At 62.6% G+C, this 25,527-nt stretch carries 14 protein-coding genes and 1 tRNA gene; 9 read left to right on the forward strand and 6 right to left on the reverse strand.

The window, feature by feature from the left end:
* Nucleotides 1-28: 28 nt before the first annotated feature.
* Nucleotides 29-187, reverse strand: a complete 159-nt coding sequence (locus UP10_RS45905) for a hypothetical protein (protein ID WP_245321804.1) — start codon at nucleotides 185-187, stop codon at nucleotides 29-31.
* Here UP10_RS45905 and UP10_RS21365 point away from each other — a divergent pair.
* On the forward strand, nucleotides 126-5,321 hold the full coding sequence (locus UP10_RS21365; RefSeq protein WP_502692229.1) for a putative Ig domain-containing protein: 5,196 nt from the start codon (nucleotides 126-128) through the stop codon (nucleotides 5,319-5,321). The genes UP10_RS45905 and UP10_RS21365 overlap by 62 nt on opposite strands.
* Nucleotides 5,322-5,367: 46 nt before the next feature.
* Here UP10_RS21365 and UP10_RS44480 read toward each other — a convergent pair whose 3' ends face one another.
* Both UP10_RS44480 and UP10_RS21370 read right to left on the reverse strand, forming a co-directional pair.
* Nucleotides 5,368-5,607: a hypothetical protein gene (locus UP10_RS44480; protein WP_156180197.1), complete on the reverse strand. Its 240-nt coding sequence runs from the start codon at nucleotides 5,605-5,607 to the stop codon at nucleotides 5,368-5,370.
* Nucleotides 5,608-5,696: 89 nt separating this feature from the next.
* Complete coding sequence (locus tag UP10_RS21370) at nucleotides 5,697-6,560, reverse strand: DUF2061 domain-containing protein (protein WP_082077208.1); 864 nt, start codon at nucleotides 6,558-6,560, stop codon at nucleotides 5,697-5,699.
* Between the two features lie 267 nt (nucleotides 6,561-6,827).
* On the opposite strand from UP10_RS21370, the gene UP10_RS21375 reads away from it, so the two are divergent.
* Nucleotides 6,828-8,531 carry an EAL domain-containing protein gene (locus UP10_RS21375; RefSeq protein ID WP_502692230.1) on the forward strand — a complete coding sequence of 568 codons (1,704 nt, stop codon included), beginning with the start codon at nucleotides 6,828-6,830 and terminating at the stop codon, nucleotides 8,529-8,531.
* 103 nt (nucleotides 8,532-8,634) lie between these two features.
* On the opposite strand, the gene UP10_RS21380 is transcribed toward UP10_RS21375, so the two are convergent.
* Nucleotides 8,635-9,870, reverse strand: coding sequence for an alpha/beta hydrolase (locus UP10_RS21380; protein ID WP_044589256.1), 1,236 nt, complete (start codon nucleotides 9,868-9,870; stop codon nucleotides 8,635-8,637).
* 275 nt (nucleotides 9,871-10,145) lie between these two features.
* On the opposite strand from UP10_RS21380, the gene UP10_RS21385 reads away from it, so the two are divergent.
* Genes UP10_RS21385 through UP10_RS43200 form a run of 3 tightly spaced genes read left to right on the forward strand, consistent with a single transcriptional unit; the run spans nucleotide 10,146 to nucleotide 19,572 of the window.
* Nucleotides 10,146-11,948, forward strand: a complete 1,803-nt coding sequence (locus UP10_RS21385) for a ShlB/FhaC/HecB family hemolysin secretion/activation protein (protein WP_044589257.1) — start codon at nucleotides 10,146-10,148, stop codon at nucleotides 11,946-11,948.
* A 47-nt stretch (nucleotides 11,949-11,995) separates the two neighbouring features.
* Nucleotides 11,996-16,681 carry a beta strand repeat-containing protein gene (locus UP10_RS21390; RefSeq protein ID WP_044589258.1) on the forward strand — a complete coding sequence of 1,562 codons (4,686 nt, stop codon included), beginning with the start codon at nucleotides 11,996-11,998 and terminating at the stop codon, nucleotides 16,679-16,681.
* Complete coding sequence (locus UP10_RS43200; RefSeq protein WP_082077210.1) at nucleotides 16,678-19,572, forward strand: diguanylate cyclase domain-containing protein; 2,895 nt, start codon at nucleotides 16,678-16,680, stop codon at nucleotides 19,570-19,572. The genes UP10_RS21390 and UP10_RS43200 overlap by 4 nt, the downstream gene beginning before the upstream one ends.
* A gap of 304 nt (nucleotides 19,573-19,876) precedes the next feature.
* Here UP10_RS43200 and UP10_RS21400 read toward each other — a convergent pair.
* Both UP10_RS21400 and UP10_RS21405 read right to left on the reverse strand, forming a co-directional pair.
* Nucleotides 19,877-19,970, reverse strand: a tRNA-Ser gene (locus UP10_RS21400).
* Nucleotides 19,971-20,244: 274 nt separating this feature from the next.
* Nucleotides 20,245-22,683, reverse strand: a complete 2,439-nt coding sequence (locus UP10_RS21405; protein ID WP_156180201.1) for a lytic transglycosylase domain-containing protein — start codon at nucleotides 22,681-22,683, stop codon at nucleotides 20,245-20,247.
* Nucleotides 22,684-22,986: 303 nt separating this feature from the next.
* Between UP10_RS21405 and dapA the strand changes: the two genes are divergently transcribed.
* The 4 genes from dapA (at nucleotide 22,987) to UP10_RS21425 (ending at nucleotide 25,519) form a co-directional block, all read left to right on the forward strand.
* On the forward strand, nucleotides 22,987-23,877 hold the full coding sequence (dapA, locus tag UP10_RS21410; RefSeq protein ID WP_044589260.1) for a 4-hydroxy-tetrahydrodipicolinate synthase: 891 nt from the start codon (nucleotides 22,987-22,989) through the stop codon (nucleotides 23,875-23,877).
* 57 nt (nucleotides 23,878-23,934) lie between these two features.
* The gene (gene mscL, locus UP10_RS21415) at nucleotides 23,935-24,351 is read left to right on the forward strand and encodes a large conductance mechanosensitive channel protein MscL (RefSeq protein WP_044589318.1); all 417 of its coding nucleotides are present in this window, start codon (nucleotides 23,935-23,937) and stop codon (nucleotides 24,349-24,351) included.
* A gap of 1 nt (nucleotide 24,352) precedes the next feature.
* Nucleotides 24,353-24,829, forward strand: coding sequence for an SsrA-binding protein SmpB (gene smpB, locus UP10_RS21420; protein WP_044542542.1), 477 nt, complete (start codon nucleotides 24,353-24,355; stop codon nucleotides 24,827-24,829).
* A gap of 108 nt (nucleotides 24,830-24,937) precedes the next feature.
* Complete coding sequence (locus UP10_RS21425; RefSeq protein ID WP_044589261.1) at nucleotides 24,938-25,519, forward strand: peroxiredoxin; 582 nt, start codon at nucleotides 24,938-24,940, stop codon at nucleotides 25,517-25,519.
* The last annotated feature ends 8 nt before the right edge of the window (nucleotides 25,520-25,527 follow it).

Below are 25,527 nucleotides of genomic sequence, written 5' to 3' on the forward strand. Positions count from 1 at the left end.
CCGGAAGCGCGACGCAGCCACTCACGCTTCAGGTCACGATCGTCCAGGCGCCCGCGACCACGACTACAGTCGCAAGCTCGCTCAATCCGGCGACCTCTCCCCAAACCGAGACCTTCACGGCCACGGTGACCAGCACCAGCACGGTCAACGAGGGGACCGTCACGTTCAAAAGTGACGGCAACGCCATTGCGGGCTGCGGCGCGCAACCCGTTTCGAATGGTCAGGCCACCTGCAGCGTTGCGCTTCCTGCCGGCAGCCATTCGGTCTTCGCGATCTTCAACGGAGACGCGAACTTCGCGACCAGCTCGTCGAGTTTGACCCAGGTCGTCAATTCCGCGGTAGCGGCGACGCAGTCGATTGCGTCGGTTGCGCTGACCCAGAACGTCGGGGCGAATCTCACGCCGGTGACCGGCTCGGGAGGCACGGCCCCGTTGTCGTACAGTGTCTTGCCGAGCCTGCCCGCGGGGCTCAGCTTGAACGCGTCAAACGGCGCCATCACCGGCTCGCCGACGGTGACCCACGCCGCGAGCAGCTTCACGGTGACGGTGACCGATGCAAACAGCCAGACCGCGAGCAACACCTTCCAGCTCACGGTGAACCCGCCGGTGACTGCGACGCAGTCGATCCCGAGCGTGACCCTGACGCAGAACAAGTCTCCGACGTCATTTACACCGGTGACCGGCGGTGGCGGCACGTCGCCGCTCTCCCATAGTGTTTCGCCGCCACTGCCGGCCGGCCTCTCCATCAGCGCCAGCACGGGGGCCATCACCGGCACACCGACCGTGACCCACACCGCCTCAAGCTTCACGGTCACGGTGACTGACGCCAACGGCGCGACTGCCACGAACAGCTTCACACTCGCGGTGAACCCGGCGGTGACTGCGACGCAGTCGGTTGCGACCATTACCCTGACGCAGGGCCGGGCGGTGACGTCCGTCACGCCCGTGACCGGCAGCGGCGGCACCAGCACCTTGACCTACAGCGTCTCGCCGACCCTGCCCACAGGCCTGAGCTTCAACACGAGCACGGGCGCCGTGACCGGCACGCCGACCGTCACGACCGTCTCCACGACCTACACGGTCACGGTGACCGACGCCAACAGCGCCACCGCGTCCAACACCTTTATCCTCAGCATCAATACCGCGGTGACCGCGACGCAGTCGGTCGCATCGACGGCGCTGACACAGAACCATGCGGCGAGCTTCACGCCAGTGACCGGAGGTGGTGGCACCGGCGCGCTTACCTACGGTGTCTCGCCGAGCCTGCCCGCGGGTCTCAGCTTCAACACGGCCAGCGGCGCGGTGACCGGCACGCCGACCGTCACAAGCTCCGCCACGACCTATACGGTCACGGTCACCGACAGCAACGGCGCCACTGCGAGCAACACCTTCAGCCTGACCGTCAACACCACTCTCGTTGCGACCCAGGCCGTCGCGTCCACGACATTGACGCAGAACAAGGCCGCTACGTCGTTCACGCCGGTGACCGGCAGCGGCGGCACCGGCGCACTGACCTACGGCGTCTCGCCGAGCCTGCCCACCGGTCTCAGCATCAGCGCGAGCACCGGCGCCATTACCGGCACGCCGACCGTCACGATCACAGCCACGACCTATACGGTGACGGTCACCGACGCTGGCGGCGCGACAGCGACGAACACCTTTACCCTCACCGTGAATTCGGCCGTGACGGCGACACAATCGATCGCTTCGGCCAGCCTGACGGCGAACCACGCGGCAACCGCCTTCACACCGGTGACCGGCGGGGGCGGCACGGGTTCGCTCTCCTACGGCGTCTCGCCGACCCTGCCGGCCGGTCTCTCGATGAATACGACATCGGGCGTCATCTCCGGCACACCCACCAGCGCCAGTGCGGCCACCACCTATACGGTGACGGTGACCGACACCAACGGCGCCACCGCGAGCAACACCTTCAGCCTGACCGTGAACGGGGTGGTCTCGGCGACCACGGTGATCGCCAGCAAGGGGCTTACCGTCAATCGGGCCACGACGGCTTTCACCCCCGTGACCGGTGGCGGCGGCAGCGGCGCGCTCACCTACACGGTGTCGCCGACCTTGCCTGCGGGCGTCGCCATGAGCAGCGTCTCGGGTTCGATCAGTGGCCTGCCGACCGCCACCTCCGGGGCACAGACCTATACGGTGACGGTGACCGACAGCGTTGGCGCAACGGCGTCGGCGACTTTCAGCCTGGCGGTCAACAGCAACGTCACGGCCTCGACATCGATCGCCTCGACCACGCTGACGCAGAATCGTGCGGCGGCGAGCTTCACGCCGGTGACCGGCGGTGGCGGGACGACGCCGCTCACCTACATAGTCTCGCCGAGTCTGCCTGCGGGCCTCAGCATCAATACGACCAGCGGTGCCGTTACCGGCACGCCCACGGTGTCGAGTACGGCCACGAGCTATACGGTGACGGTGACTGATGCCAACGGCGCGACCGCGACCGCAAATTTCAGCCTGACCGTGAATTCCGCTGTCACGGCGACCCAGGCCATCGCCTCCACGTCGCTAACGCAGAACAAGGCCGCAACGTCTTTCACGCCAGTGACCGGCGGCGGCGGCACGGGGGCTCTGAGCTACAGCATCGCGCCGAGCCTGCCCGCGGGCCTCAGCATCAACACGACCAGCGGCGCCATCAGCGGCACGCCGGCCGTTATCGCGGCAACGACAACCTATACGGTGACAGTGACCGACACCAACGGCGCCACTGCGAGCGCTGGTTTCAGCCTGACCGTTAATGGTGCTGTCACCGCGACCCAGGCCATCGCCTCCACGAACCTGACGCAAAACAAGGCCGCAACTGCCTTTACGCCGGTGACCGGCTCGGGCGGCACCGGCGCGCTGACCTACAGCGTCTCGCCGGGTCTGCCCGCCGGTCTCAGCATCAACAGCGCCAACGGCGCCGTAACCGGCACGCCGAGCTCCACGAGCGCAACCAGGACCTATACGGTGACGGTGACCGACACCAACGGCGCCAGTGCGAGCAACAGCTTCAGCCTCACCGTGAACTCCACGGTGACAGCGACCCAGGCCGTCGCCTCCACGATGCTGACGCAGAACAAGGCCGCAACCTCCTTCACGCCGGTGACCGGATCCGGCGGCACGCCGCCGTTGGCCTACAGCGTCTCGCCGAGCCTGCCTGCCGGCCTCAGCATCAATAGCTCGACCGGCGCCATTACCGGCACGCCGACCGTCGCGAGCGCTGCCAGGACCTTCACGGTCGTGGTGACCGACGCCAACGGCGCCACCGGGAGCAACACCTTCAACCTGACCGTCAATGGCGCCGTCACGGCGACCCAGGCCGTCGCGTCGACGGTGCTGACGCAGAACCGGCCCGCAACGGCGTTCACGCCGGTGACCGCGTCAGGCGGCACCGGTGCGCTCACCTACGGCGTCTCGCCGGCGCTACCGGCAGGTCTCAGCTTCAACACGGCCAGCGGCGCCGTTACCGGCACACCGACAGTCACGTCCGCGGCCGCGAACTACACGGTGACAGTGACCGATACCAATGGCGCCGTGGCGACGGCGACGTTCAGCTTGACGGTCAACGGCGCGGTCACCGTGGCCGTTGCAATCCCGTCGACCACGCTGCCCGTCAACCAGCCCGTCACCAACCTGGTGCCGGTGATCGGTTCGGGCGGCAGCGGCAGCCTGACCTACGCCGTCTCGCCGGCGCTGCCCGCCGGGCTCACCTTCAAAACGGCAAACGGCGCGATATCAGGCACGCCAACGACGCCGACGGCGGCTACCAGCTTCACCGTGACTGTCACCGACACGCTCGGCTCGTCGGCCGCGGCGAGCTTCAGCCTGACGGTCGGGGTGATCGCGACCAAGGTTGCGGTCACCTCGTCGTTGAATCCGAGCAGTTTCCGCCAGCCGGTCACATTCACCGCGACCGTCACCGCAAGCGGCGGAACGCCTGGCGGGAACGTGACATTCAACGATGGCGGGGTCGCGATCGGGACGGCGGCCCTGGCCTCGGGCGTCGCTGCCTTTACCACCTCGAGCCTGACTACCGGCAGCCACACCATCACCGCCAGCTATGCCGGCAGCGCCACCTATGGGCCGAGCACCTCGCCGGCGCTGGCGCAGAGCGTGAATGTCCCCGCCGACAGCGTCAGGCTGCGCGCGATGCAGCTCAACGTCACCCGGATGGTGGCGCAAAGCTCGGGACAGGCGATTTCAGGCGCGATCGACGATGCGATCACGGAAGGCTTCGACGCCGGTGGCGCGTTCATCAACCCGTCGCGCTCCGGCATCCGCTTCAACTTCGCGGCCGACGAGTTCATCGCCGGGGAGGATGACGATCAGGGCAAGGCGGGGACGGCAACGAGGCTGGGCGTCAATGGCAGTACCAGCGCGTATACGGACCTGAATGCCAGGCCGATCCGGCAGCGCACAGGCTCTTCACGCATCGACGACGCCTTCTCGGCAATCGATCCGCCAAAAAAGGCGCCGAAGAAATTCCATGAGGAGAAGGACTGGCTGTTCTGGGTCGATGTTCGCGGCAGCGGCGTTGATCGCTGGGCCTCCTCGACGGCGCCTTCAGGAATGTTGGTCACCCAGTCGACGCTGCACGGCTTGCAGGTCAATGCGCTGATGGGGGTGAGCTACAAGCTGACGCCGAACTTCCTGGTCGGCGTGCTCGGCGGCTACGAGACCTTCAACTATGTCGAGGACGACATCAACGGCAAGCTGAGCGGCGACGGATGGACGGTCGGGTCATATCTCGGATGGAAGATCAATCCGACGCTGCGCTACGACGCGGCGGTGACCTATTCGGGCATCGGCTATAACGGCACGGCCGGTATCGCCCAAGGCAATTTCAGCGGCAACCGCTGGATGATCTCGACCGGCCTGACCGGCAGGTACTCGGCGGGAGGATTCATGCTGGAGCCCTCGGCCAAGGTCTATGCGCTGTGGGAGAACGAGAATGCCTATGTCGACTCGCTCGGCACGCAGCAGGGCAGCCACGATTTCGGCACTGGCCGCGCGTCCGCCGGCATCAAGGCGTCATATCCGATCGGCTGGACCGACAGCATCTTGCTGCTGCCGTATCTTGGCGCTTACGGCGACTATTATTTCACCAGCGATAGCGCCGCCGACATCACCGCAGCAGGCGGAGTGCCGCTCGCTTCGACACCGCTGCTGCAGGGCTGGTCAGCCCGTCTGACCGCCGGACTTGGTGCAAAGCTCCCCGGCGGCGCCCGCATCGCCGTTGGCGGCGAATATGGCGGGATCGGCAGCGACACCAGGATCTGGACGGCAACCGCCAAAGCGCAGATTCCGTTCGTAGCGCAGTAGATCGGCGACCCGCCAACGACACCGGTCTTCTCCTGACGCGGTCTTGTCAGGGCAGGGCGCGTGCTTGCTGCCGGCGGCGATGGTCGCGAACGAGATCGGCAGCGGCGCGCCGGTCCAGCTTCTGGAAACGACGCAGATGGAGGAGTTCGCGTACTACTTCGTCGATGCGCGGCAACGATTCATTAACCATAACAATCACACAGTTCGTGCCAGCCACGGAGGCAGATATGACCGGGAAGATGCTGATTTTGGCGATGATGGTGGGCGCGATCGGGTTGGATTTCACGCTCGGATATATTCTGGGTCTGTTGGACGTCGAGCTCTGACATATCGCGAGGCGACGCGAGTTTCGGCAGCTCGGCGCAGAGGCTGAGATCACGCCGGGGCCGGCAGGAGTTTGGTCTCCATTGGCAGATCAGCTCGCGATGTGAAATAGTCCCAAGTCTTTTCATGGCCGAAATAGACAAAGGGACCGAGTATGAAGCCGCTGGCCGACAGGATCGTCGCTTCGGTGATGCTGCGCACCACCACATAGTTGGTGGTAAAGTCCACCACGGTTGCGATCGCCCGGTAAGTGATTGTCTTGGCCAGGGCGCGGCTGATCATGATGCCGGTGTCGCCGGCTGATCGAGCGTTCCCTGCGTGCGGAGCAAGCGCGGCGAGGTCGACCTCGGTGTCGGAGGGCTTGAGGTAATTCCAGGCGGCTTCATGGGCCAGATAGAACAGGGGGCCGGCGACCAGGTTGAACGATGAAAGACCAGCCGCAGCGCCGAGTTCGCCAATCACCAGATAGTTCGTGGTGAAGTCGAGGCTCGTGACGATGACCCGGAAGGTGATGGTCTTGGCGACGGTCTGCCCGAGCACCAGCTTCGGCAGCAGCGTTCGCGACAGCTTGATGGACCGCGGCAGCCTCACAGGCAGCTGGCTCAGAAAGGAGGTTGCGGGCGTCGAGTCCTGGCGCGACGTCGTCCCGGATTCTCGCTTCCGGCGACGTAGGCCCGGCAGGAAGCTGGGTGCGAGCATGGCCGCGCCACCGATGATCAGGCCCGGAATGAGCGCCACCTCGATCAGGGCGGCTCCGGCGATGATCGTCAATCCGACCGTCACGTATTGCTTCATGGCCAGGCCCTCGGCGGCTCCGTGAGGCACGATAGCTACGTTGCGTGTAGGAAAAATGTCGTATTCTGGCCCAGTGTCTGCGTCGGGATTGGCGGGGGCAACCCGGCGGCGTGCGATCATCAAGGGCGCCAACCCGCTGAAATAGCGGAAATTGCATGGCTTTTTAACCCGGTACTCAGACTCCTATGATCTGATCGATGAAGTTCTGATGGCACTGAGTAGAGTGACCGCGTGAGTATGTGGCGCCGCATTGTGGACTATCTGCCGGCAGCGCCTGGCGCTCAACGCCAGCTGGCGCAATTGGTTGCCGCTGTTCGCTATGACCTATCTTGGCGCTTCGCCCGTCCGGGAGCGTTCCGCCATCGTTTCGAACGCGCCATCGCCACGATGCCGCAGGGCATCTGCCTGTACGACGCCCAGGACAGGCTGCAACTCGTCAATGAGCAGTTCTGCAAGATTTACAATCAGGAGATGGCGAAGCTGCCGATCGGCATCAGCTTCTACGACGTGCTCGCCTATAGCTGCGCGATCGGCAACTACCCGGGCCGCTCGGTGAACGACATCTATTCGCTCCGCAAGGCCTTCATCGATAAGCGGCAGAAGGGAACTTTCCTGCAGGAACTCGGCGGCGAACGGTTGATCGCAATCTCTCACCAGCCCTTGGAGGATGGTGGATGGGTTTGCACCTACGAGGATATCACCGAACGCCGCCGCGCCGAGGCGCAGATCGAGTATCTCGCTCAGCATGACGGCCTCACCAAGCTTCCCAACCGCCTGCTGTTCAACTCGCGGCTCGACGAAGCGATTGACCAGGCCAGGTGCGGCGTCGATTGCGCTCTGCTTTGTCTCGATCTCGACGGTTTCAAGGATGTGAACGACCGGCTTGGCCACGCCGCGGGCGACGTCCTGCTGCAGGAGGTCGCGGCCCGGTTGTTAAAATGCATCGGGCAGGACGCCACCGCGGCCCGCTTGGGCGGAGATGAGTTTGCAATCGTGCTGCCCAACAACTCGGCAGTCGAGGCGATCAAGACCGCGCAGCGCGTCACCTCGCGGCTAAGCGAAACGCACTCACTCGGCGCGTTCGGCGAGGCCAAGATCGGCGTCAGCATCGGGATCGCTTGCGCACCCACGCACGCCGATGCCGCCGGACCGCTGCTTCTGTTAGCCGACAAGGCGCTTTACGCCGCGAAATATAGCGGAGCTGGTGTCCCCCTGCTGTACGACGAAGAACTCGAACGTCTCGCGGTTGAATTGCGGGACAAGGCGGCTGCGAGCCGCAAGGGAAGCGCCCCGGTTGCGAACGAGGAACAGAGCCGGATCGCCGTACTTGCCAACGATCTTCGGACCGCCCTCCATGAAGGCCACATTCATCTCTGTTACCTGCCGATTTACGACACTGTTACGCGACTCCCGATCGCTGTCGAGGCTCTGGCGCGTTGGAACGATCCAGTCCGAGGCAGCGTTTCGCCAATGGAGTTTATTCCCGTCGCGGAAAAAAGCGGCCTCATCGGCCCGCTGACCGAGTGGGTGCTGGTGAACGCCTGCCGGGAAGCTTCGTGCTGGCGCGAACCTGTTCAGGTGAGCGTCAATCTGTCGCCGCTCAACCTGTCTCAACCCGCCTTTGCCGCAACAGTCGCGCGGATTCTCGGCGAGTCCGGCCTTGCTCCCAATCGCCTGGTGTTGGAATTGACCGAAGGCGTTCAACTGCAAAAATCGAATGCCGTTGAAAACTGCCTGCGCGATCTCAAGGCACTCGGCGTCGCGTTGTGGCTGGACGATTTCGGCTCAGGCTACGCCAATATCGGATATTTGCGCCGCCTGTCCTGCAGCGTCGTCAAGATCGATCGCAGCTTTCTCGCTCCGCACGAAAAGCAGCGCGAGATCCTCAGCGGCATGATCGCGCTGGTGCAGGCCTGCGGACTGCGGGTCGTGGCGGAGGGTGTCGAAACCTCGGGTCACCATTTGCTGCTCCAGGAACTTGGCTGCGACCTCGTGCAGGGTTTTCTGTTCGGGCGCCCAATGGCTCCGGAGCAGATCGATGCGACCTTGCGTTTGACGGCGGAGCCTGCATTGCGGGACCGCGTTGCTTAAACCAGAGGCGAGTTGATTCTCTGAGCAGTTGCGGGACCCGCTGCTTCACTGCGGGTGTGGTGGAGGCAGGACGGGGTCAATATCCCACTCCGCGAAGCCGACTCTACTCGTGCTGAACCTTTGGCAGGGATTTGCAATTGCCGTCGATATGCTCGCCCGCAAATGCTCTCGCGACAAACTGCGTGGAATCGGGAAGGGACCCGTTGACGGTTCCGGAATGGTCGAGCTCGGGATACAAATGCCATTCGATCCGGTCGCCGGCCTTGCAGGCATCGTTCACGAGCGCGACTTGGCCCGGCACGAATACATCGCGATCCTTGCCACCCGTACCGACAAAGATCGGAATGTCCGACTGCAGTGTCGGATACGCTGCTTCGCGGTTGATCGCACCGAGCGCCGACTTCGGCGAGCGCTTGAAGCTGCTGTCGAACGTGAGCCCATCCGCGACGATCTTCTGCTCGATCGCACGCAGACACGCGCGCTGACTGAGTTCGAACGCGGGCATGGCGCGGTCGTCAACGTAGTCGGCGGGGACGAACGACGGATCGAGCATTGCTGCGGTACTGATCCGTAGCACGTCGTACGCGAAGGTCGGGACGACCGACTTGTGCGCGTTCGCCAGCTCTTCGTCATCCTGATCGTGGACGGCCGCGTACGGTGTACCGGTCGTGACCACGCCGACGATGTTCAACTCGGGCGCATAGGTCTTCGCATAGACGGCCGTCGCGAAAGCAGCGCGGCCGCCTTGCGACTGCCCGAAGACGACGACTCGCGTCGACACGTCGAAGCTGCCCTGCATCACCGCACGAATGCTGTCGAGAACGCCATACGCGAGCGGACGCGTGAGCCCGTAGGGATGCAGGCCGGGTGTCCCAAGCCCCTGATAGTCGGTCGCGACGACTGCGTAACCCTGCGCGAGCCAGTGATTCAAGTAGCGCGAGTCGCGTCCGCTGCGGCTCGTGAACGACGGTGCGCATGCGTCGGCGCTACCGACCGTGCCGTGCGCCCACGCCATCAGCGGCCACCCGCCTTGTGGCGGCGTCCCCTTCGGCACGAATAGCGCACCGGACACGACGATCGGCGTGTGGCTGTCGATACTGTCGGTCGACGTGTACAGGATCCGGATGTTCTGCCCGGCCTCAGTGAGGCTTTGAGTAGCCGTCAACGGCTCAGTACGCAGCATCTGTCCGGGCGTGGGCGGCACCTTGTCGGTCCAGGTGTAGAACGCGGGGACACCGCCATCGCCTGGGACCGGCGGCGACTCCGCTGATGCCGTCGATGTGCTGGTCGCGATCGCGATGATGAGTATGGAGATCTGCCTGAGTTTTGCGTTGAGCATCAGCTATTTCCCGTTGTTTCGAACGGAGTTCCTTCGCATTTTTTATCGCATCGCACAGCGAGAAGCGCCAGGCAAACGCCAGTCAAAATACCTGTGTTTGGTCCGCTGCAATCCCCCAATCGGCTCAATTTCTATATCCCAATCAATTTTGATTTGACCATAGAATCCGCTCGTCCCATCTATCTCCTTAGGGGCAAGCATATAGCTGATCTTCATCCTGCTTTGAGAAACTCGATGAAATGTAGACATTCGAGTTGCCAAGGCGGGATTTATTTGTGTCGACGCGTCGCCGAACGACTGGAGCTGGGCTCTGCCATCCTCTCAACGGCCGACGCCGAAAGCCAAAGGCGCGCCTGACCTATGCGCGCGCGTTTCTGGACATCGTCGCAACGGGAATTTTGCTGGTTGCCGCGCCGACCATGGGCTGTGCCCAGGTTACGGCTCCCAGTCAGGTCACACCGCAGAATCTTCGGCCCGATTCCGGCGGGCGCGACCAGGGAATTGCCCTGTCCAGGCAGTCCGTCTCGACGGCGCCCGTCGGTGCCGAGCACCTTGATATTCTGGTTGGCGATGTGCGGCTGGACGGCGCGTTTGCCGAGCTAGCTCCGCTGACGGCGGCAAAGGTCGGCGAAATCAGCGGCAAGCGGGTCTCCGTCGCGCAGATCTACGCATTTGCACAGTCGATCGAGCAGATCTATGCCCAGGCGGGGTACCTACTCGCCCGGGTGGTCGTTCCACCTCAGAATCTCGTCGATCGCGGTCCGCTCGTGATCGTCGTTGTCGACGGGTTCATCGAGAGTATCGATGTGATGGGCGTTCCTGAACGCGTCAATCGCCTGGTCGCCGCGCGTCTCGACTTCCTTGTCGGTCTTCGCCGCCTCAAGCGTGATGCCATCGAGCGCGGCCTGCTTGTTGCGGGCGATATACCCGGCCTCAAATTGAAAAGCACGCTGAAGCGCGGCACCAGCGACGGCGGCACCAGGCTCGTTCTCGAAGGCGTGCACGATCTTGTCACGGGTTCGCTGAGCACCGACGATCGTCTCAGCCGTTCGCTCGGGACGTGGCAATTGCGCGGCACCGTCGCCGCCAACGACGCGCTCGGCTTTGGTGAGCAGATTTATGGCACCGCAGGTTCGGGCGCGGATTTGCGTGCCGCGGTCGCCGGGCGCTCGCCGCTGACGGTCGTTGGCGGCGGCGCCGTCATACCGCTGGGTACCAACGGCCTCACCCTCAATCCTGAATATACCTATTCCAAAACGCAAGCTCCGCCGGCACCGGGCGTGCCGGCTTCGATCGGAACATTCGAGCGCTTCGCACTTCGATTGCATGATCCAGTGATCTGGACCCGTAGTTCATCACTGAACGTCAACGCATCGGTCGAGTATGTGACGCAACGACTCGCCGCTCCCACGTTCGGTGTCACCCTCAACAGCGATCGTTATGGTGTCATCAGGGTTGGCCCCGACTACACCATGACTCTGCCCTGGGGCGCCGGGCTACAGCTCGGCGCTGTTCTCTCGCAGGGGCTTGGCGGCCGTACCGAGGTCGACGCCGTTGCATCCGGTGTTCCCTTGTCGCGCGCGGGAGCCGGTCCGGATTTTACCAAGATCACCGGGAATGTTCGCGTGTCGCAGCCGCTGCTGGCCGACCTGCGCCTCGATCTGATCGGATCCGGACAGTTTTCCAACGGCCGACCGATGTTGCGCTCGGAGCAGTTCGCGCTTGACGGCACCGAGGCGGTTTCCGCTTTTTCTGCCGGAACGTTCAACGTCGATCAGGGCGCGACGTTTCGCGGCGAACTGGTGCGCCCATTCGCAGCGCGGTTCGGTGCCGTCAGCGCAACCGTCTCACCCTATGTGTTCGGCTCGATTGGGCGCGGCTGGCTGTTCGACATCACGGCGGTCGAACAATCGACGATCAACGCCAGCGCGGCTGGACTTGGTGTCCGCAGCACCGTCGACGTTGCGGCTGGCCAGCCAGGCCTGAGTTTCGGTCTCGAGCTGGCGCGGCAATACACCGACCTTGTGGGCTTGCGCCAGGGTTGGCGGGCGAATGTGAATGCCATGGTGACGTTCTGATGTGTGTAGCGTGGAAGAATTCCTGCCGGGTTGCCCGTGAGTCGGTGATGCGTCAAGCGTTGCTCGTCATTGCGTCGGCGACATTGGCTTCGTCGACATTGAGCGTCTCGCGCGCCCAAGGCATCTTGCCGCAGGGTGGAGCGGTTGCATCCGGGCAGGCGAAAATCGGAGCTCCCTCGGGAGGCGCGCTTACGATCACCCAGACTTCATCAAAAGCCGTCATCGACTGGAACAGTTTTTCGGTTGGCCAGGCCAATAGCGTCAATTTCCTGCAGCCGAATTCGTCGTCCGCCATTCTCAATCGCGTAACCGGCTCGACGCCTTCGAACATCGCCGGTCAGATCGCGGCAAACGGGCAGGTCTTCCTTGTCAATCCCAACGGCATCGCCATCACGTCGACCGGGTCGGTACAGGTCGGCGGCGGCTTTATCGCGTCCACGCTCGGCATCACGAACGCCGACTTCAACGCCGGCAACTTCCTTTTCAACGGGAATGGCGCGTCGGCGAGCGTCAGAAATGCGGGGACCATCTCGAGTGCGCCGGGCGGATTTGTTGGTCTCATCGGCGGCACCGTGTCGAACTCCGGCACGATCATCGTTCCGCTCGGCCGAGTAGGCCTGGGCTCGGGCGAGCAAGCCACGATCGACCCGACGGGGGACGGGTTTCTACAGGTAGCGATCCCGACCAATGCCGTCGCCGCCGATGGCCGAGCGTTGGTCGACGTCGCCGGACGCGTCAACGCGGTTGGCGGAAGCATCGCGATCAAGGCCGCGACCGCGCAACAGGCGGTACGCGACGCCGTCAATATATCCGGTTCACTATCGGCGCGGTCCGTCTCAGGCCATAGCGGCAATATTACGCTCGGGGGTGGTGCGGGCGGCAATGTCATCGTCTCCGGGAATCTCCTCGCGACCGCCGGAAGGCATGTAAATGGCGGTTCAATCACCGTCACCGGGCGCAACATAGCGCTGAGGGGCGCAATCGTCGATGTCTCCGGCGGTGCCGGCGGCGGGACGGTATTGATCGGCGGCCGCCCACACGGGAGTGGCGGTCTGCAAACTGCGTCGAGCACGACGGTCGATTCAAACACCACGATCAGGGCCGATGCGACCGTCGACGGCAATGGCGGCAACGTCACGGTCTGGGCCGACGGCGCCACCACATTTGGCGGGGATATCACGGCGCGCGGCGGTCCGCTGAGCGGCAATGGTGGTCAGGTTGAAGTGTCCGGAAAGTCGTCACTCGATCTGACCGGTGACTACACGAAGACCCCGCTCGCGAATCTCTCAGCCGCAAACGGGAAGATGGGAAGCATCCTGTTCGATCCGGGAACGGTAAACATTATCGACCAGACGACTCTGGCCGCGGGCAAGGCGCTCAACGGCCCCGACACGTTCACGGCGCAGTTCCTCTCGACCCAACTCGCGGTCTCCAATGTCACCGTGGACACGAACTATGCGACCGGCGCAAACGGGGCCACCGGCGACATCAACCTGATGTCCAATGCGCAGATTGCCTGGTCGAGTAGCAGTAACCTGACACTCAAAGCCGCGGGTAGCATCAACTTCGCTTCCGGCGCTTCGATCACCGGGACCGGATCGGGCGCAAGCCTGACGATGCGGGCCGATTCGGGCGGCACCGGAACAGGCACGATCAATTTCGCCGGCGGCACCCAGGCCAGCCTGCCGTCAGGCAGCGTCGATCTCTACTACAACCCCGCGTCCAACCGAACCCTCGTCAGCGGCGGCACGAACGCTGCGGCGGGGACCGTGAATGCGACGAGTTACACCGGGACGCCAGCTGTGGAAACCTGGTCGAATTTCGTCAGCGCAGCAACGCTCAGGCCCTGGATGCTGGTCAACAGCATCTATGATCTTCAGAACATCACCAACAATCTCGCTGCGAACTACGCGCTCGGCACCAATATCGATGCGACGGTGACGGCCGGTTGGAATGCAGGCGCCGGCTTCGCGCCACTGGGCACCGCTGGTGCCGGCTTTACCGGCAGGCTTGATGGAATGGGGCAGACCATCTCCAACCTCACCATCAATCGGGGATTGACCGGTGACGTCGGGTTGTTTGGTGATGTCAACGGCGGGTCGATCAGCAATGTCGGTCTGGTGAATGCGTCCGTGACTGGATTTACCAATGTCGGCGGTCTCGCCGGGGTCAATTCTGGCGGTACGATCAGTGGGTCCTTTGTCACCGGCGCAGTCAGTGGTGGCCTCTTGGGCGGCGTTTTGTCCAATGTCGGCGGGCTTGTGGGGCGGAACGGCGCCAGCGGCGCTATCAGCAATTCCTACGCGACCAGCACGGTTCAAACCTCTCTGCTTGGCACCGCCGGTGGTCTCGTTGGCTCCAACAACGGAAGTATCGCAAGTTCAGACGCCACGGGCGCGGTGAACGGATTGCTCTCAGGTATCGGCGGGCTTGTCGGTACGAACTCTGGCGGCGGAAGCATCAGCCAGTCGTATTTCGACACGCAGACGACCGGGCTGTCATCTGGCGTCGGCAGTGGCTCTTCGGCCGGCGTGACAGGGTTGACGACATCAATATTCCAGAACGGCTCATTGCCGGCAGGCCTAAGCTCCTCGTTCTGGACCGCAGCTTCCGGACGATATCCTCTCCTGAACTGGCAACTTCCGGGGCCGCCGTCATCTCCGACCACCACTGTCGTGATCACCGCAACCGACGCGAGTTTTGGCAACCCGGTTTACGGAAACGCCCCGACCTTCACTTATAAGGTCACCGATACACTCGGCAACGTGCTGTGCGCTGCGAACTGTTCGACCTATTTCAGCGGTGCGCCTGTTGTCGATACGACATTGTCGCCCACCAGCCCAGCAGGCGCCTCAGCCCCTGCCTATATCGCTCAGGGAACGCTGGCCGTGCAAAGCGGCTATTCACTTCGGTTCGTCAACGAGACGCTCAATGTCGCGCTCCGGCCGCTGACGATCATAGCTTCAAACCAGTCGAAGACCTACGGTGCCGTCGCTTTGTTAGGGACGACGGCATTTACGACAAGCGGCCTGGTGAACGGTGACACCGTTACAAGCGCGACACTGAGCAGTTCAGGCTCGACCGCCGCGGCGAACGTTGCGGGCGGGCCCTATGCGATTACGGCTTCGAGCGCGCTCGGCACCGGACTTTCGAATTACGCCATCGGCTATGCCAGCGGGCTTCTGACCGTCAATCCGGCACCGGTCAGCGTCTCCGCGAATGGGGGAACCTCGACCTACGGCGCCTCATCGACCGACCCCGGTCTGTCAGCGACCGGGCTGCAGAACGGCCAGAACGTCAGCGTGCTGACTGGGCTGAGCAACTCCTTCGGTATCACCAACGCGACCAATGCCGGCAGCTACACGTTAAGCGTCGCCGGTTCGATTACCAACGGCAACTATGTCGTTGCCAACAGCAACGCTGCGACCTGGACCGTCAATCCGGCACCAGTCAGCGTCACTGCGAATGGGGGGACCTCGACCTACGGCGCCTCATCGACCAACCCCGGTCTGTCCGCGACCGGGCTGCAGAACAGCCAGAACGTCAGCGTGCTAATCGGGCTCAGCAACTCCTTCGGCGTCACCAACGTGACCAATGCCGGCAGCTACACGTTGAGCGTCGCTGGTTCGCTTACCAACGGCAACTATGTCGTTGCCAACAGCAACGCTGCAACCTGGACCGTCAACCCGGCACCGGTCAGTGTCACGGCGAATGGAGGGACCTCGACACTCGGTTCGTCGCCGGCGAATCCTGGTCTTTCCGCAACAGGCTTGCAGAACGGCCAGAACGTCAGTGTGCTGACCGGACTCAGAAATTCGTTTGGCGTCACCGATAGCAGCAAGGTCGGTCAATACTCGCTGAACGTAACGGGGGCGCTTACCAATTCTAATTACACGGTCGTAAGCACCAACCCAGGAAACTGGGTCGTCACCCCGCTGCGGGGATCGTTGACCGACACGCCGTCGCAATGGATCCCAGGCATGTCGGTGAAAGACCCGCAAAAAGCCGCAGACACCGGCGTACTTTCCGGGCTTGAAAATTCTTCCGGCAGTGTCAACACCGGCAATGGTGGCAACGGCAAGCCAGCGGTCGCTGTTTCATCTGCCAAACCGACCGGCCCAGCCGCCGGGCCCGACGTGGGACCGGTGAGGGTTGACCAACCGCAGATCAGCTTGAACGGGCCGGTGGCAGTCCCGTTTGCAGGTCAATCGCCTTACATGGCGGCGACTTCAAATCCGCCCGCGACGGTTGCTTGCCCCGGCGAGAATATCGGGAAATCCGACGGAGCAAAGGACAATACCTGGGGTTACGCCACAGGCCTCTCATCGAACCCGCGAACTCAACCTTGTGCGGCCGCAGCCGCTCCAAACAAGCCTGCCGGCCTGATCGACTTCGCCCTGTCGAAACTCAATCACAGCGCGCTGTTTCAGGCATTGGACCGAGAGTTGTCCGAAGTACGAAATTCGAAACTCAGTATGCGCGCAGATCCGGTCAAGGTGATCGCCGTGGCCAGCATTGCACTAACCGCCGGATTTGTGGGCTGGCTTCTCCGAGGAGGTGCGCTGCTCAGCGCCCTGCTGTCCTCGATGCCGCTTTGGCGCGGGTTCGACCCTCTGATGGTCGTCCTCCAACCGAGGCGCAAGAACGCCGGGTCTCAGCAACACTCAAGGGTGGACCTTATGTTCGATGACGCCCGCAAATTCAACCATCATGTCCGCGATTCCGGAGCATGAAGAGATTCATCACGCCGACGCTTCAGATCAGCGTAGGGCTGCTCTCGCTAACGATGAGTCTCATTTTCATCGCCGTTTCGTTTGGGCTGGTTCCAAATGGAGCCGGCGCGGCTTTGGAGGCAAGAGGCCGGGTTTCCGAAAATCTGGCTGTTCAGCTCGCGAATCTGGCAGGTCGAAATGACGCCGTTGCGATCAAGGAAACGATGGAGTCCGTGGTCAGCCGCAATCCCGAGATTCTGTCGATCGCCATTCGCGGCGCAGACGGCAAACTGCTCGTCGAGGCAGGTGGTCACGATGCTTATTGGATCGAGCCCGCGGACGGAAAATCCACGGCCACTCACATGTCGATACCATTGCGGGACGCCGACGCGCCGCAAGGCAGGATCGAGATCGTCTTTCGACCGTTCGACACGAAAGAAAATATTCTCGGAGTGCCACAAGCCATGATGCCGTTTATCGGCTTCATCGGCATCGCGGGCTTCGCCGGCTATTATTTTATCTTGAAGCGGTCGCTTCGCGAATTGGATCCCGGCCGCGCGATACCGGAACGGGTCAAGGAGGCCTTCGACACGCTTGCTGAAGGCGTGCTGATAATGGACGAACGGGAATATGTACTGCTTGCGAACGAGGCATTTGTCAAAAACATCTATACCATTCCCGAAGGCCTTCTTGGCATTGACGCAGGCGACCTGCCGTGGCTGCTGGCGGACGATGGCACGCAAGCACCGGAGCCTCCCTGGCGAGCTGCGATGCGCGACGAGAAGCCGGTTTTGGGCGTATCCATGGGTATCCATGATCGCTTCGGGAATCAGCGCAGGCTCCTGGTCAACGCGACGCGGATCCTGGACGGAAGAGGCGTGGTCCGCGGCGTAATTGCAACATTTGATGACGTCACCGTTCTTCATCAAACCAATGAGCAGCTTCATATTTCAATCGACCAGTTGCATATTTCTCAACTGAAGATTTCAGAGCAAAACCAGCAGCTGCAACGACTGGCAACGAGCGATCCGCTGACCGGATGCCTGAATCGGCGGACTTTCTTCGCAGAGGGAGAGGTTGCGCTTCAGAATGCCCGCCGCCAAAGCCAGCGGCTATCCTTTCTCATGCTCGATGCGGATCACTTCAAGAGTATCAACGACCGCTTCGGCCACGTCGCCGGCGACAGGGTTCTTATTGGCCTGGTGGACGTGATGAAGCAGATTTGCGGGGAAGGGAATCTGGTTGGCCGCTATGGAGGAGAAGAATTCTGCATTCTGTCCAGCATATCTGCCGAACAGGACGTCGAACGATTGGCCGATCAAATTCGACTGGCGATCTCCGGCGTTGCGACCTGGCTGCCGCACGGGGAACGGGTGACCGTCAGCATAGGAATAGCATCGCTCGCCGATGGTGCTTGCGAAATCGCCGACCTGGTAAAACGGGCGGACGAGGCGTTGTATGCCGCCAAAACGTCCGGACGAAATCGCTTTGTCAATTGGAGCAGTATGCCACCGCAGTCTCAGGCACCCGGCCTTATACCGGCTCAGGTCGCGGGGAAAACGGAAAGTCCGACGCCGTCATCGGTCTTGGCTAAATCGAGGGTTGCTCAAAAGCCGAACGATGAGTTGACCGGCCTTCCCAACGGCGAGGCGGCCGTTGAATATATTGACGCGATGATCCGAGATGACATCGGGGGGCGATGTTTCGCGATCGCACGCATCGATATTAGTAATTTGGAGTATTTCAACGACCGCTATGGCCGCAACGTAGCCGACGCCTTGTTGGTTAAAATCAGTCAGCGGATCGTAAGCAAGCTTCGCCGTAGCGACATGCTGGCGCGTCTCAACGCGGATGAGTTCCTTTTGCTACTTGAACCATTCGAAGGCATGCAGCAGATCGAGCCAATAGTGGAACGAGTTCGCAATGAGTTAAAGCAGCCGTTCCTGATGGCGGGACATGAACTGTTCTGCTCGTGCTGCATTGGTGTAAGCGTCTATCCGGAGCACGGTCGCAGTTATGAGGATTTGCGAAGAAGTGCTGATAACGCGATGTTCCAAGCCAAACGGTCCGCTAAGGGGGAGGCGGTGTTTTTCGACATCAACATGATGCAGGAGGCGACCGCGCGGATGGAGGCCGAACAGCGCCTCCGGCTCGCCGTCAGAGATCGGAGATTTTGCTGCGCGTTTCAGCCGAAGGTCGATATCATCGGGCGGCGGGTGGTCGGTTTTGAGGCTCTGGTTCGCTTGCGGGATGATGACGGCGAAATTCATTTGCCGGATGAGTTCATCGGACTCGCGACTGAGCTGGGGTTGATCGATCAGATTACCAACTGCGTTTTGGACATAGTGATCAAATCGGTCGATCGGCTCGACGCGGCGTTCGGGTCCGGCACGACCGTCAGCATCAATGTGGCAGCGACGCTTGCCAACGATCTGGAGTTCATGCTGCCTTTCACGCGCGCGATAAGGGATAGCAAGGTCCCTGATCGAATTATACTGGAACTGACGGAAGACTCATTCATACCGAAGGGAGCATTTCAAACGGTGATCGTCCCGATTCTCCGCGACGTTGGCATCCGTGTTTCAATTGACGATTTTGGAACTGGGTATTCCTCGTTAAGCGCGCTGGCCGATATTACCGCAGATGAAATTAAGGTCGATCGCTCATTCATCTCAGGCATACACCGGCGCCCGCGCAACCAGAGCATCCTGCGCGCGATCAATTCGCTTGGATTTGCCTTGAACATGACGATCGTCGCCGAAGGCGTGGAGACTTTCGAAGAACTCGCATATCTGCAGGCGGCTACGAGTATCCGGCAAGCCCAGGGCTTCTACTTTTCGGAGCCGTTTTACCTTGAGGACATGAGTGGCGCGAACAATTTCCTTTCGGAACGCCGCCTCGCCGAGGCTTAGCGATGTGACAAGGAGAGCGAGCGACCATGTCGCCTCGTGCGCTAGTTGAGTCCTGGTATCTGGGCAACAGGAAGGCGAACTCAGTGATTATGTCGCCTCGCGGTTGGAATGCGCGTGGAAGGGAATGGCGGATGCGGTGCAGTCGGCCGGCGAACGCATCGCACTTCAGCTTTGGCATTTCGGGCGGTTGTCGGGGAGGGCGGCGGTGGCTCCGCTAGGGCCGTTCGCGCGAGTTCTTACGTGTATGGGGAGAAAAGTGAGTCCAGCACACAAATTTAGAAATCTACAATGATTTCAAAGGTGCTGGCGGAGACGGAGGGATTCGAACCCTCGATAGGCCTTTACAAGCCTATAACGGTTTAGCAAACCGCCGCCTTCAGCCACTCGGCCACATCTCCGGTGGCGCCGATATGCCCGAGAGGGGGCCGTGCCGCAAGCGTCAGATTCAGATTGTGGCAAGGTGATTTGGTGGCAAGGCGATCTCATGTCGGCGTTGAGGTGGCGGGAGCGGCGGTAAACCGGCCGCCAGCCTTTATTTTAGGCGCGGATTCCGCGGTCGGCGGGCGTTTGAATTCAAGGAAATGTCATTTGTGGCAAAGGCTTAGGTGGCTACCTGCCGCGTCCGCCTTCGATCTGCCGATCACGCGCCTGTTGAAAACCGCCCGCGGCGGCTCATTCGACGCTGCTGCCGCGTCGCAGGTCGGCCTCGATCTGCAGCTTGGTCCCGCCGCCGAAGCGCGCGCGATAGACCTGCAGGTTCTCCATGATCCGCTGCACGTAGTTGCGCGTCTCCGAGAACGGAATCAGCTCGACCCAGTCGACTGCGTCGACCTTGGGATCGCGCGGATCGCCATAGCGCTCAATCCACTTCCTCACGCTGCCGCGGCCGGCATTGTAGGCGGCAAAGGTCAGGATGTAGGAGCCGCGATAGTCCTCGAGCAGGCCGCCGAGCTCGGCCGCGCCGAGCGTTGCATTGTAGACCGGGTCGGTCTTCATCCTGTTTAGGTCGAAGCCGATGCCGGCGCGCTTGCAGACGTAGCGGCCTGCCTCCGGCGTCACCTGCATCAGCCCGTAAGCCTGGGCCGGCGACACCACGGCGGGATTGAACGCGCTTTCCTGCCGCGCAATGGCGTAGACGATGCTCGGCTCGACCTCTGGCCCGACCTGCCTGAAGGCCGGAATGCCGTTGACCGGATAGGCGTAGTGGTCGAACGGCAGTCCGCGATTGAGCGCGGACTTGCCCATCAGCAGCATGCCGCGCGCATCTGTGTTGCGCGCCGTCAGTTCGCCGAGGCCTGCGAGCGCTTCCGGATCGCCATTGTCGCCCATATCGCTGAAGATCGGGATCGCAAGCTCGCGCTCGTCGATTTCATAGAGCAGCGCCACCGCGCGTACGATCTCCAGCCGCTCGGCGCCGCGGCCGCGCGGCGCGCCGTTCAGCTCGATCTGCGGCAGGCCGAGCTTGGCGCGTGCGAGCTGGCCGTAATAGCTGGTCGACTGCTCGGCCGCGCGCCCATAGGCCGCGCGGGCCTCTTGGGCGCGGCCGGCGGCTTCCGCGGCGCGACCCTGCCAGTAGCCGCCGCGCGCCAGCGCTGTCGGGTTGGTGCTGCCGACGCCAATCCGTGCGAAGTGCTGCTCGGCCAGCGCCGGATCGTTGAGGAAGCGCAGCGCGATCCAGCCCGAGGTGAACTCCTGCTCGGTCTTGTAGATATCGCGGGCGGGAAGCGCCGCATCGCGCGCGATCAAATAGGCGGTGCGGAATTCGTTGACGTCGATCATCTTGCGCGCCAGCAGCCGGCGCTCGACCCACCATTCGTCGACATTGAAGAGGCGCGCTGCGTCCTTTGGCGCGCTCAGCATCAGTTGCGCGGCTTCTGCGAATTTTTCCTCGCGGCGCAGCAGCTGGATCTTCGCGAACAGATAGCCGGGGTCGCCGGACAGCTCGCGCGGCACGGCCTCGACCAGCGCGCGCAGGTTGGACTCCTTGCGGTTGGCGCCGATCCGCGCCTTCGCGAGCGCCACATAACCGGAGCCGAGGCGCTTGGCCGCGCGCATGCCCGCGGCCTCGTTGTCGGTGCCGTAGAGCATCGTGTCCATGCGCGCCTTGTGGTCGCCGGCCGTGAGGAAGGATCCGAACAGATCGAGCGCGGTGCTCTCGGTGTCCTCGCCCATCGTGTCGTTGCGCCAGGCCTCGCGTACCAGCCGCTCGGCATTGGCACGGTCGCCGCGCGCGATCATTGCCTTGGCGAGCGCGAAGCGGCCTTTGGCTGAGACCGGCGATTCATTCTGGAACCAGGTCCAGACCGCGGAATCGTCGCGATGGTCGTCCCACAGCGCCGCCTCGATGCGGCGGCGCAGGAAGATCTGCGACGGCCAGCTCGGATTGGCGTCGAGGAAGCTGCGGTAGCGCTCGACGGAGGCGCCGTTGTTGTCGCTGCGCAGGATCAGCCATTCCGCGAGCTTGCGCGCGACCGGATCGGAGATCGAGGCCTCAGTCTGGGTGGCGTCATCAGCCTTGCGCTTGCGCAGGAGCTCGACGACGTTCTCGAGTGCGTCCTTGTCCTCTTGCGAGGTCGATGACGTCGCGGCCACCGCCGCCGGCGTCACCGGCTTGCGAACTGCGGGGGCGGCGTGCTGGCGGGTCGCAGGCAGCAGTGCGGGCGCGACGGCACTCGCGGGGGCTGGCTTGGTCGGTAGGGTTCCAGTGGTTTTGGAAGGGGTGGTCTTGGCCACGTTGGCCTTCGGAGCGCCCGCTTTCGGAGTGCCGGCCTTGGTTGCGTCGGTCTTGGTAGCACCAGTCTTGGTGTCGGTTCTCGTACCGTCTTTTTTGGCGGAAGCAGGCTTTGGCGCGCCGGATTTGGCAGCGTCGCTCTTTGCAGCGGCCGTCTTGGCTGCGGTATCCTTGGCTGCAGTATTCTTGGCCGGGGTTGTCTTGGCGGCCGTATTCCTGGCCGCGGCGGCCTTGGGAGCCGCGCTTTGGGCAACCGGATCTGGGGTTGGAACGTCCGCAGCGGCCCAGGCGTCGGCTGCGATGACGGCAAAACCGACCACAAGCGCCAGGCTGGTGGCCAGCGCCGTCGATCGCAATGTACCTGCGCTGAAGGAACGGATCACGGCGGTCCTCTGCGGTCCCGAATCAGCTGGTCGTTCGGGCCATCAGTTCTTATTTGATTGAAAATGTAGACAAAATACTAAGAACGTCGCTGCTGCGGCTGTTTGCGCCAGCACAACGGCAAAATCGCGGCTGGGAACGGCGTTTCCAGCGAAGCGAATACCGCTGGGAATAGCCACAGTGCGGCCCTTTCGCCGGTACGTCAGACCCGATATGAATGGTCTTTCATGGCGTTACGACAGCACGCCGCGAAGAAAGCTCAGTCGACCTAGCCTTAAGCCTGAAGCGTTTGGAGGAAGTCCATGGCAGCCAAGACAAAATTCCGGGGGTCGTTCACTGCCTTGGTGACGCCCTTCAAGAACGGCTCGGTGGATGAGGCGGCATTCCGCGGCCTGGTGAACTGGCAGATCGCGGAGGGCACGCACGGCCTCGTCCCGGTCGGCACCACCGGCGAGAGCCCAACGCTCAGCCATGACGAGCACAAGCGGGTGGTCGAATGGTGCATCGCCGAGGCCAAGGGCCGGGTGCCCGTGATCGCCGGCGCCGGCTCGAACTCGACCAAAGAAGCAATCGAACTGGCCGAGCATGCCGAGAAGGCCGGGGCGGACGCGGTGCTGGTGGTGACGCCGTACTACAACAAGCCGACGCAAGAAGGCATGTACCAGCACTTCAAGGCGATCAACGACGCGATCGGGATTCCGATCATCATCTACAACATCCCGCCGCGCTCGGTGATCGACATGTCGGTTGAGACAATGGCGCGGCTGTTCGAGCTGAAGAACATCGCCGGCGTCAAGGACGCCACCGCCAGCATGGTGCGGGTCTCGCAGCAGCGCGCGGCGATGGGCGAGGACTTCAACCAGATGTCGGGCGAGGATGCGACCATCATCGGCTATATGGCGCATGGCGGCCATGGCTGCATCTCGGTCACGTCGAATGTCGCACCAAGGCTGTGCTCGGAATTCCAGATTGCCTGGCAGAAGGGCGACGTCACCACGGCGCTGAAGATCCACGACAAGCTGATGCCGCTGCACACCAACCTCTTCATCGAGAGCAACCCGGCGCCAGTGAAATATGCGATGTCGCTGCTCGGCAAGCTGGACGAGAAGCTGCGCCTGCCGATGGTGCCGGTGTCCGAGCCCACCCGCGCGGCCGTGCGCAGCGCCATGGTGCATGCCGGCCTGATCAACTGAGACGAACCGCGACTGCCGCCAACAATCCAGTGCGTAGCGTCGAACTAGGGGATGGGCATGCTGAAGGAATTCCGTGAATTCGCCCTAAAGGGCAATGTGGTCGACCTTGCCGTCGGCATCGTCATCGGTGCGGCCTTCAGTGCGATCGTCAACTCGCTGGTCGGCGACATCATCATGCCGATCATCGGCGCGATCACCGGCGGCCTCGACTTCTCCAACTACTTCACTGGACTTTCCAAGGCCGTCACCGAGCACAATCTGGCCGACGCCAAGAAGCAGGGCGCCGTGCTGGCCTGGGGCAGCTTCCTGACGCTGACGATCAACTTCCTCATCATCGCCTTCGTGCTGTTCATGGTCATCAGGGCCATGAACACGCTCAAGCGCAAGGAAGCGGCAGCGCCTGCCGTGCCGCCGAAGCCGACCCGTGAGGAAGAGCTCCTGACGGAAATCCGCGACCTCCTCAAGAAGAGCTAAAGTGGCAGCTGACAAGAACGAACGTCCGATCAAGGTTGTCGCTGAAAACCGAAAGGCCCGCTTCAACTACGCCATCGAGGACACGGTCGAGGCCGGCATCTCGCTGACCGGCACCGAGGTGAAATCGATCCGCCTCGGCAAGAGCACGATCGCGGAGTCCTATGCGGACTCCAAGAACGGCGAGATATGGTTGATCAACGCCAATATCCCCGAATATCTGCAGGGCAACCGCTTCAACCATGAGCCGAAGCGGCCGCGGAAGCTGCTCTTGCATCGCAAGCAGATCAACAAGCTGCTCGGCGCGGTCGACCGCGAGGGCATGACCCTCATTCCGCTAAAGCTGTACTTCAACGAGCGCGGCCGTGCCAAACTTCTGCTTGCGGTCGCCAAGGGCAAGAAGCTCCACGACAAGCGCGAGTCCGAGAAGAAGCGCGACTGGAGCCGCGAGAAGGGCCGCCTGTTGCGGGCGCGGGGATGATCGGGCACGCGTAGGGAGTGGCGAATAGCGAATAGGGCAGGATGGCTCGTTCCGAACTCATCCATTCGCTATTCGCCACTCCCCATCCGCTGCTTCCTGGAGCATGACATGACTCAATCGAGCCTGACCGACGTCGACTGGAGCAAGATTCCGGCGCCTTCCGATGACGGCGGCGCGGCGCACCTGACGGGCATGACAATTCCGGCGGTCGCGCTGCGGGCGACAAACGACACGTCAGTGACATTATCCGAGTTGAAGGGCCGCACCGTCGTGTTCGGCTATCCGCGGACCGGCGAGCCCGGCAAGATCGGGTTGGTCGATGACTGGGATATGATCCCCGGTGCGCGCGGCTGCACGCCACAGACCTGCGCATTCCGCGACCTGTTCGCCGAGCTGAAGGCGGCCGGCGCGGCGGAGGTGTTCGGCCTGTCGACGCAGAGCAATGACTACCAGACCGAGATGGCGTCGCGGCTGCATCTGCCGTTCCCGGTGCTGTCGGACGAGGCGTTGCAACTGACGCGTGCATTGAAGCTGCCGACGATGTCGGTTGCGGGGCTGACGCTGATCAAGCGGCTCGCGCTTGTGATCGACGACGCGCGCATCACGCACGTGTTCTATCCGGTGTTTCCGCCCGACCGGAATGCGGGCGACGTGCTGGATTGGCTGAAGCGCAATCCACAAAAAACTTAGCCGAAAAA

Origin of the sequence: Bradyrhizobium sp. LTSPM299 (assembly GCF_000938235.1) — a bacterium.
GTDB lineage: Bacteria > Pseudomonadota > Alphaproteobacteria > Rhizobiales > Xanthobacteraceae > Bradyrhizobium.

Bases quoted from the DNA above. Each gene is read 5' to 3' on its own strand.
- UP10_RS45905 (WP_245321804.1), bottom strand. From the start codon at position 187: ATGGCGTTGCCGTCACTTTTGAACGTGACGGTCCCCTCGTTGACCGTG.
- UP10_RS21370 (WP_082077208.1), bottom strand. From the start codon at position 6,560: ATGATCGCACGCCGCCGGGTTGCCCCCGCCAATCCCGACGCAGACACT.
- UP10_RS21375 (WP_502692230.1), top strand. From the start codon at position 6,828: ATGCCGCAGGGCATCTGCCTGTACGACGCCCAGGACAGGCTGCAACTC.
- UP10_RS21380 (WP_044589256.1), bottom strand. From the start codon at position 9,870: ATGCTCAACGCAAAACTCAGGCAGATCTCCATACTCATCATCGCGATC.
- UP10_RS21390 (WP_044589258.1), top strand. From the start codon at position 11,996: ATGCGTCAAGCGTTGCTCGTCATTGCGTCGGCGACATTGGCTTCGTCG.
- UP10_RS43200 (WP_082077210.1), top strand. From the start codon at position 16,678: ATGAAGAGATTCATCACGCCGACGCTTCAGATCAGCGTAGGGCTGCTC.
- dapA (WP_044589260.1), top strand. From the start codon at position 22,987: ATGGCAGCCAAGACAAAATTCCGGGGGTCGTTCACTGCCTTGGTGACG.
- mscL (WP_044589318.1), top strand. From the start codon at position 23,935: ATGCTGAAGGAATTCCGTGAATTCGCCCTAAAGGGCAATGTGGTCGAC.
- UP10_RS21425 (WP_044589261.1), top strand. From the start codon at position 24,938: ATGACTCAATCGAGCCTGACCGACGTCGACTGGAGCAAGATTCCGGCG.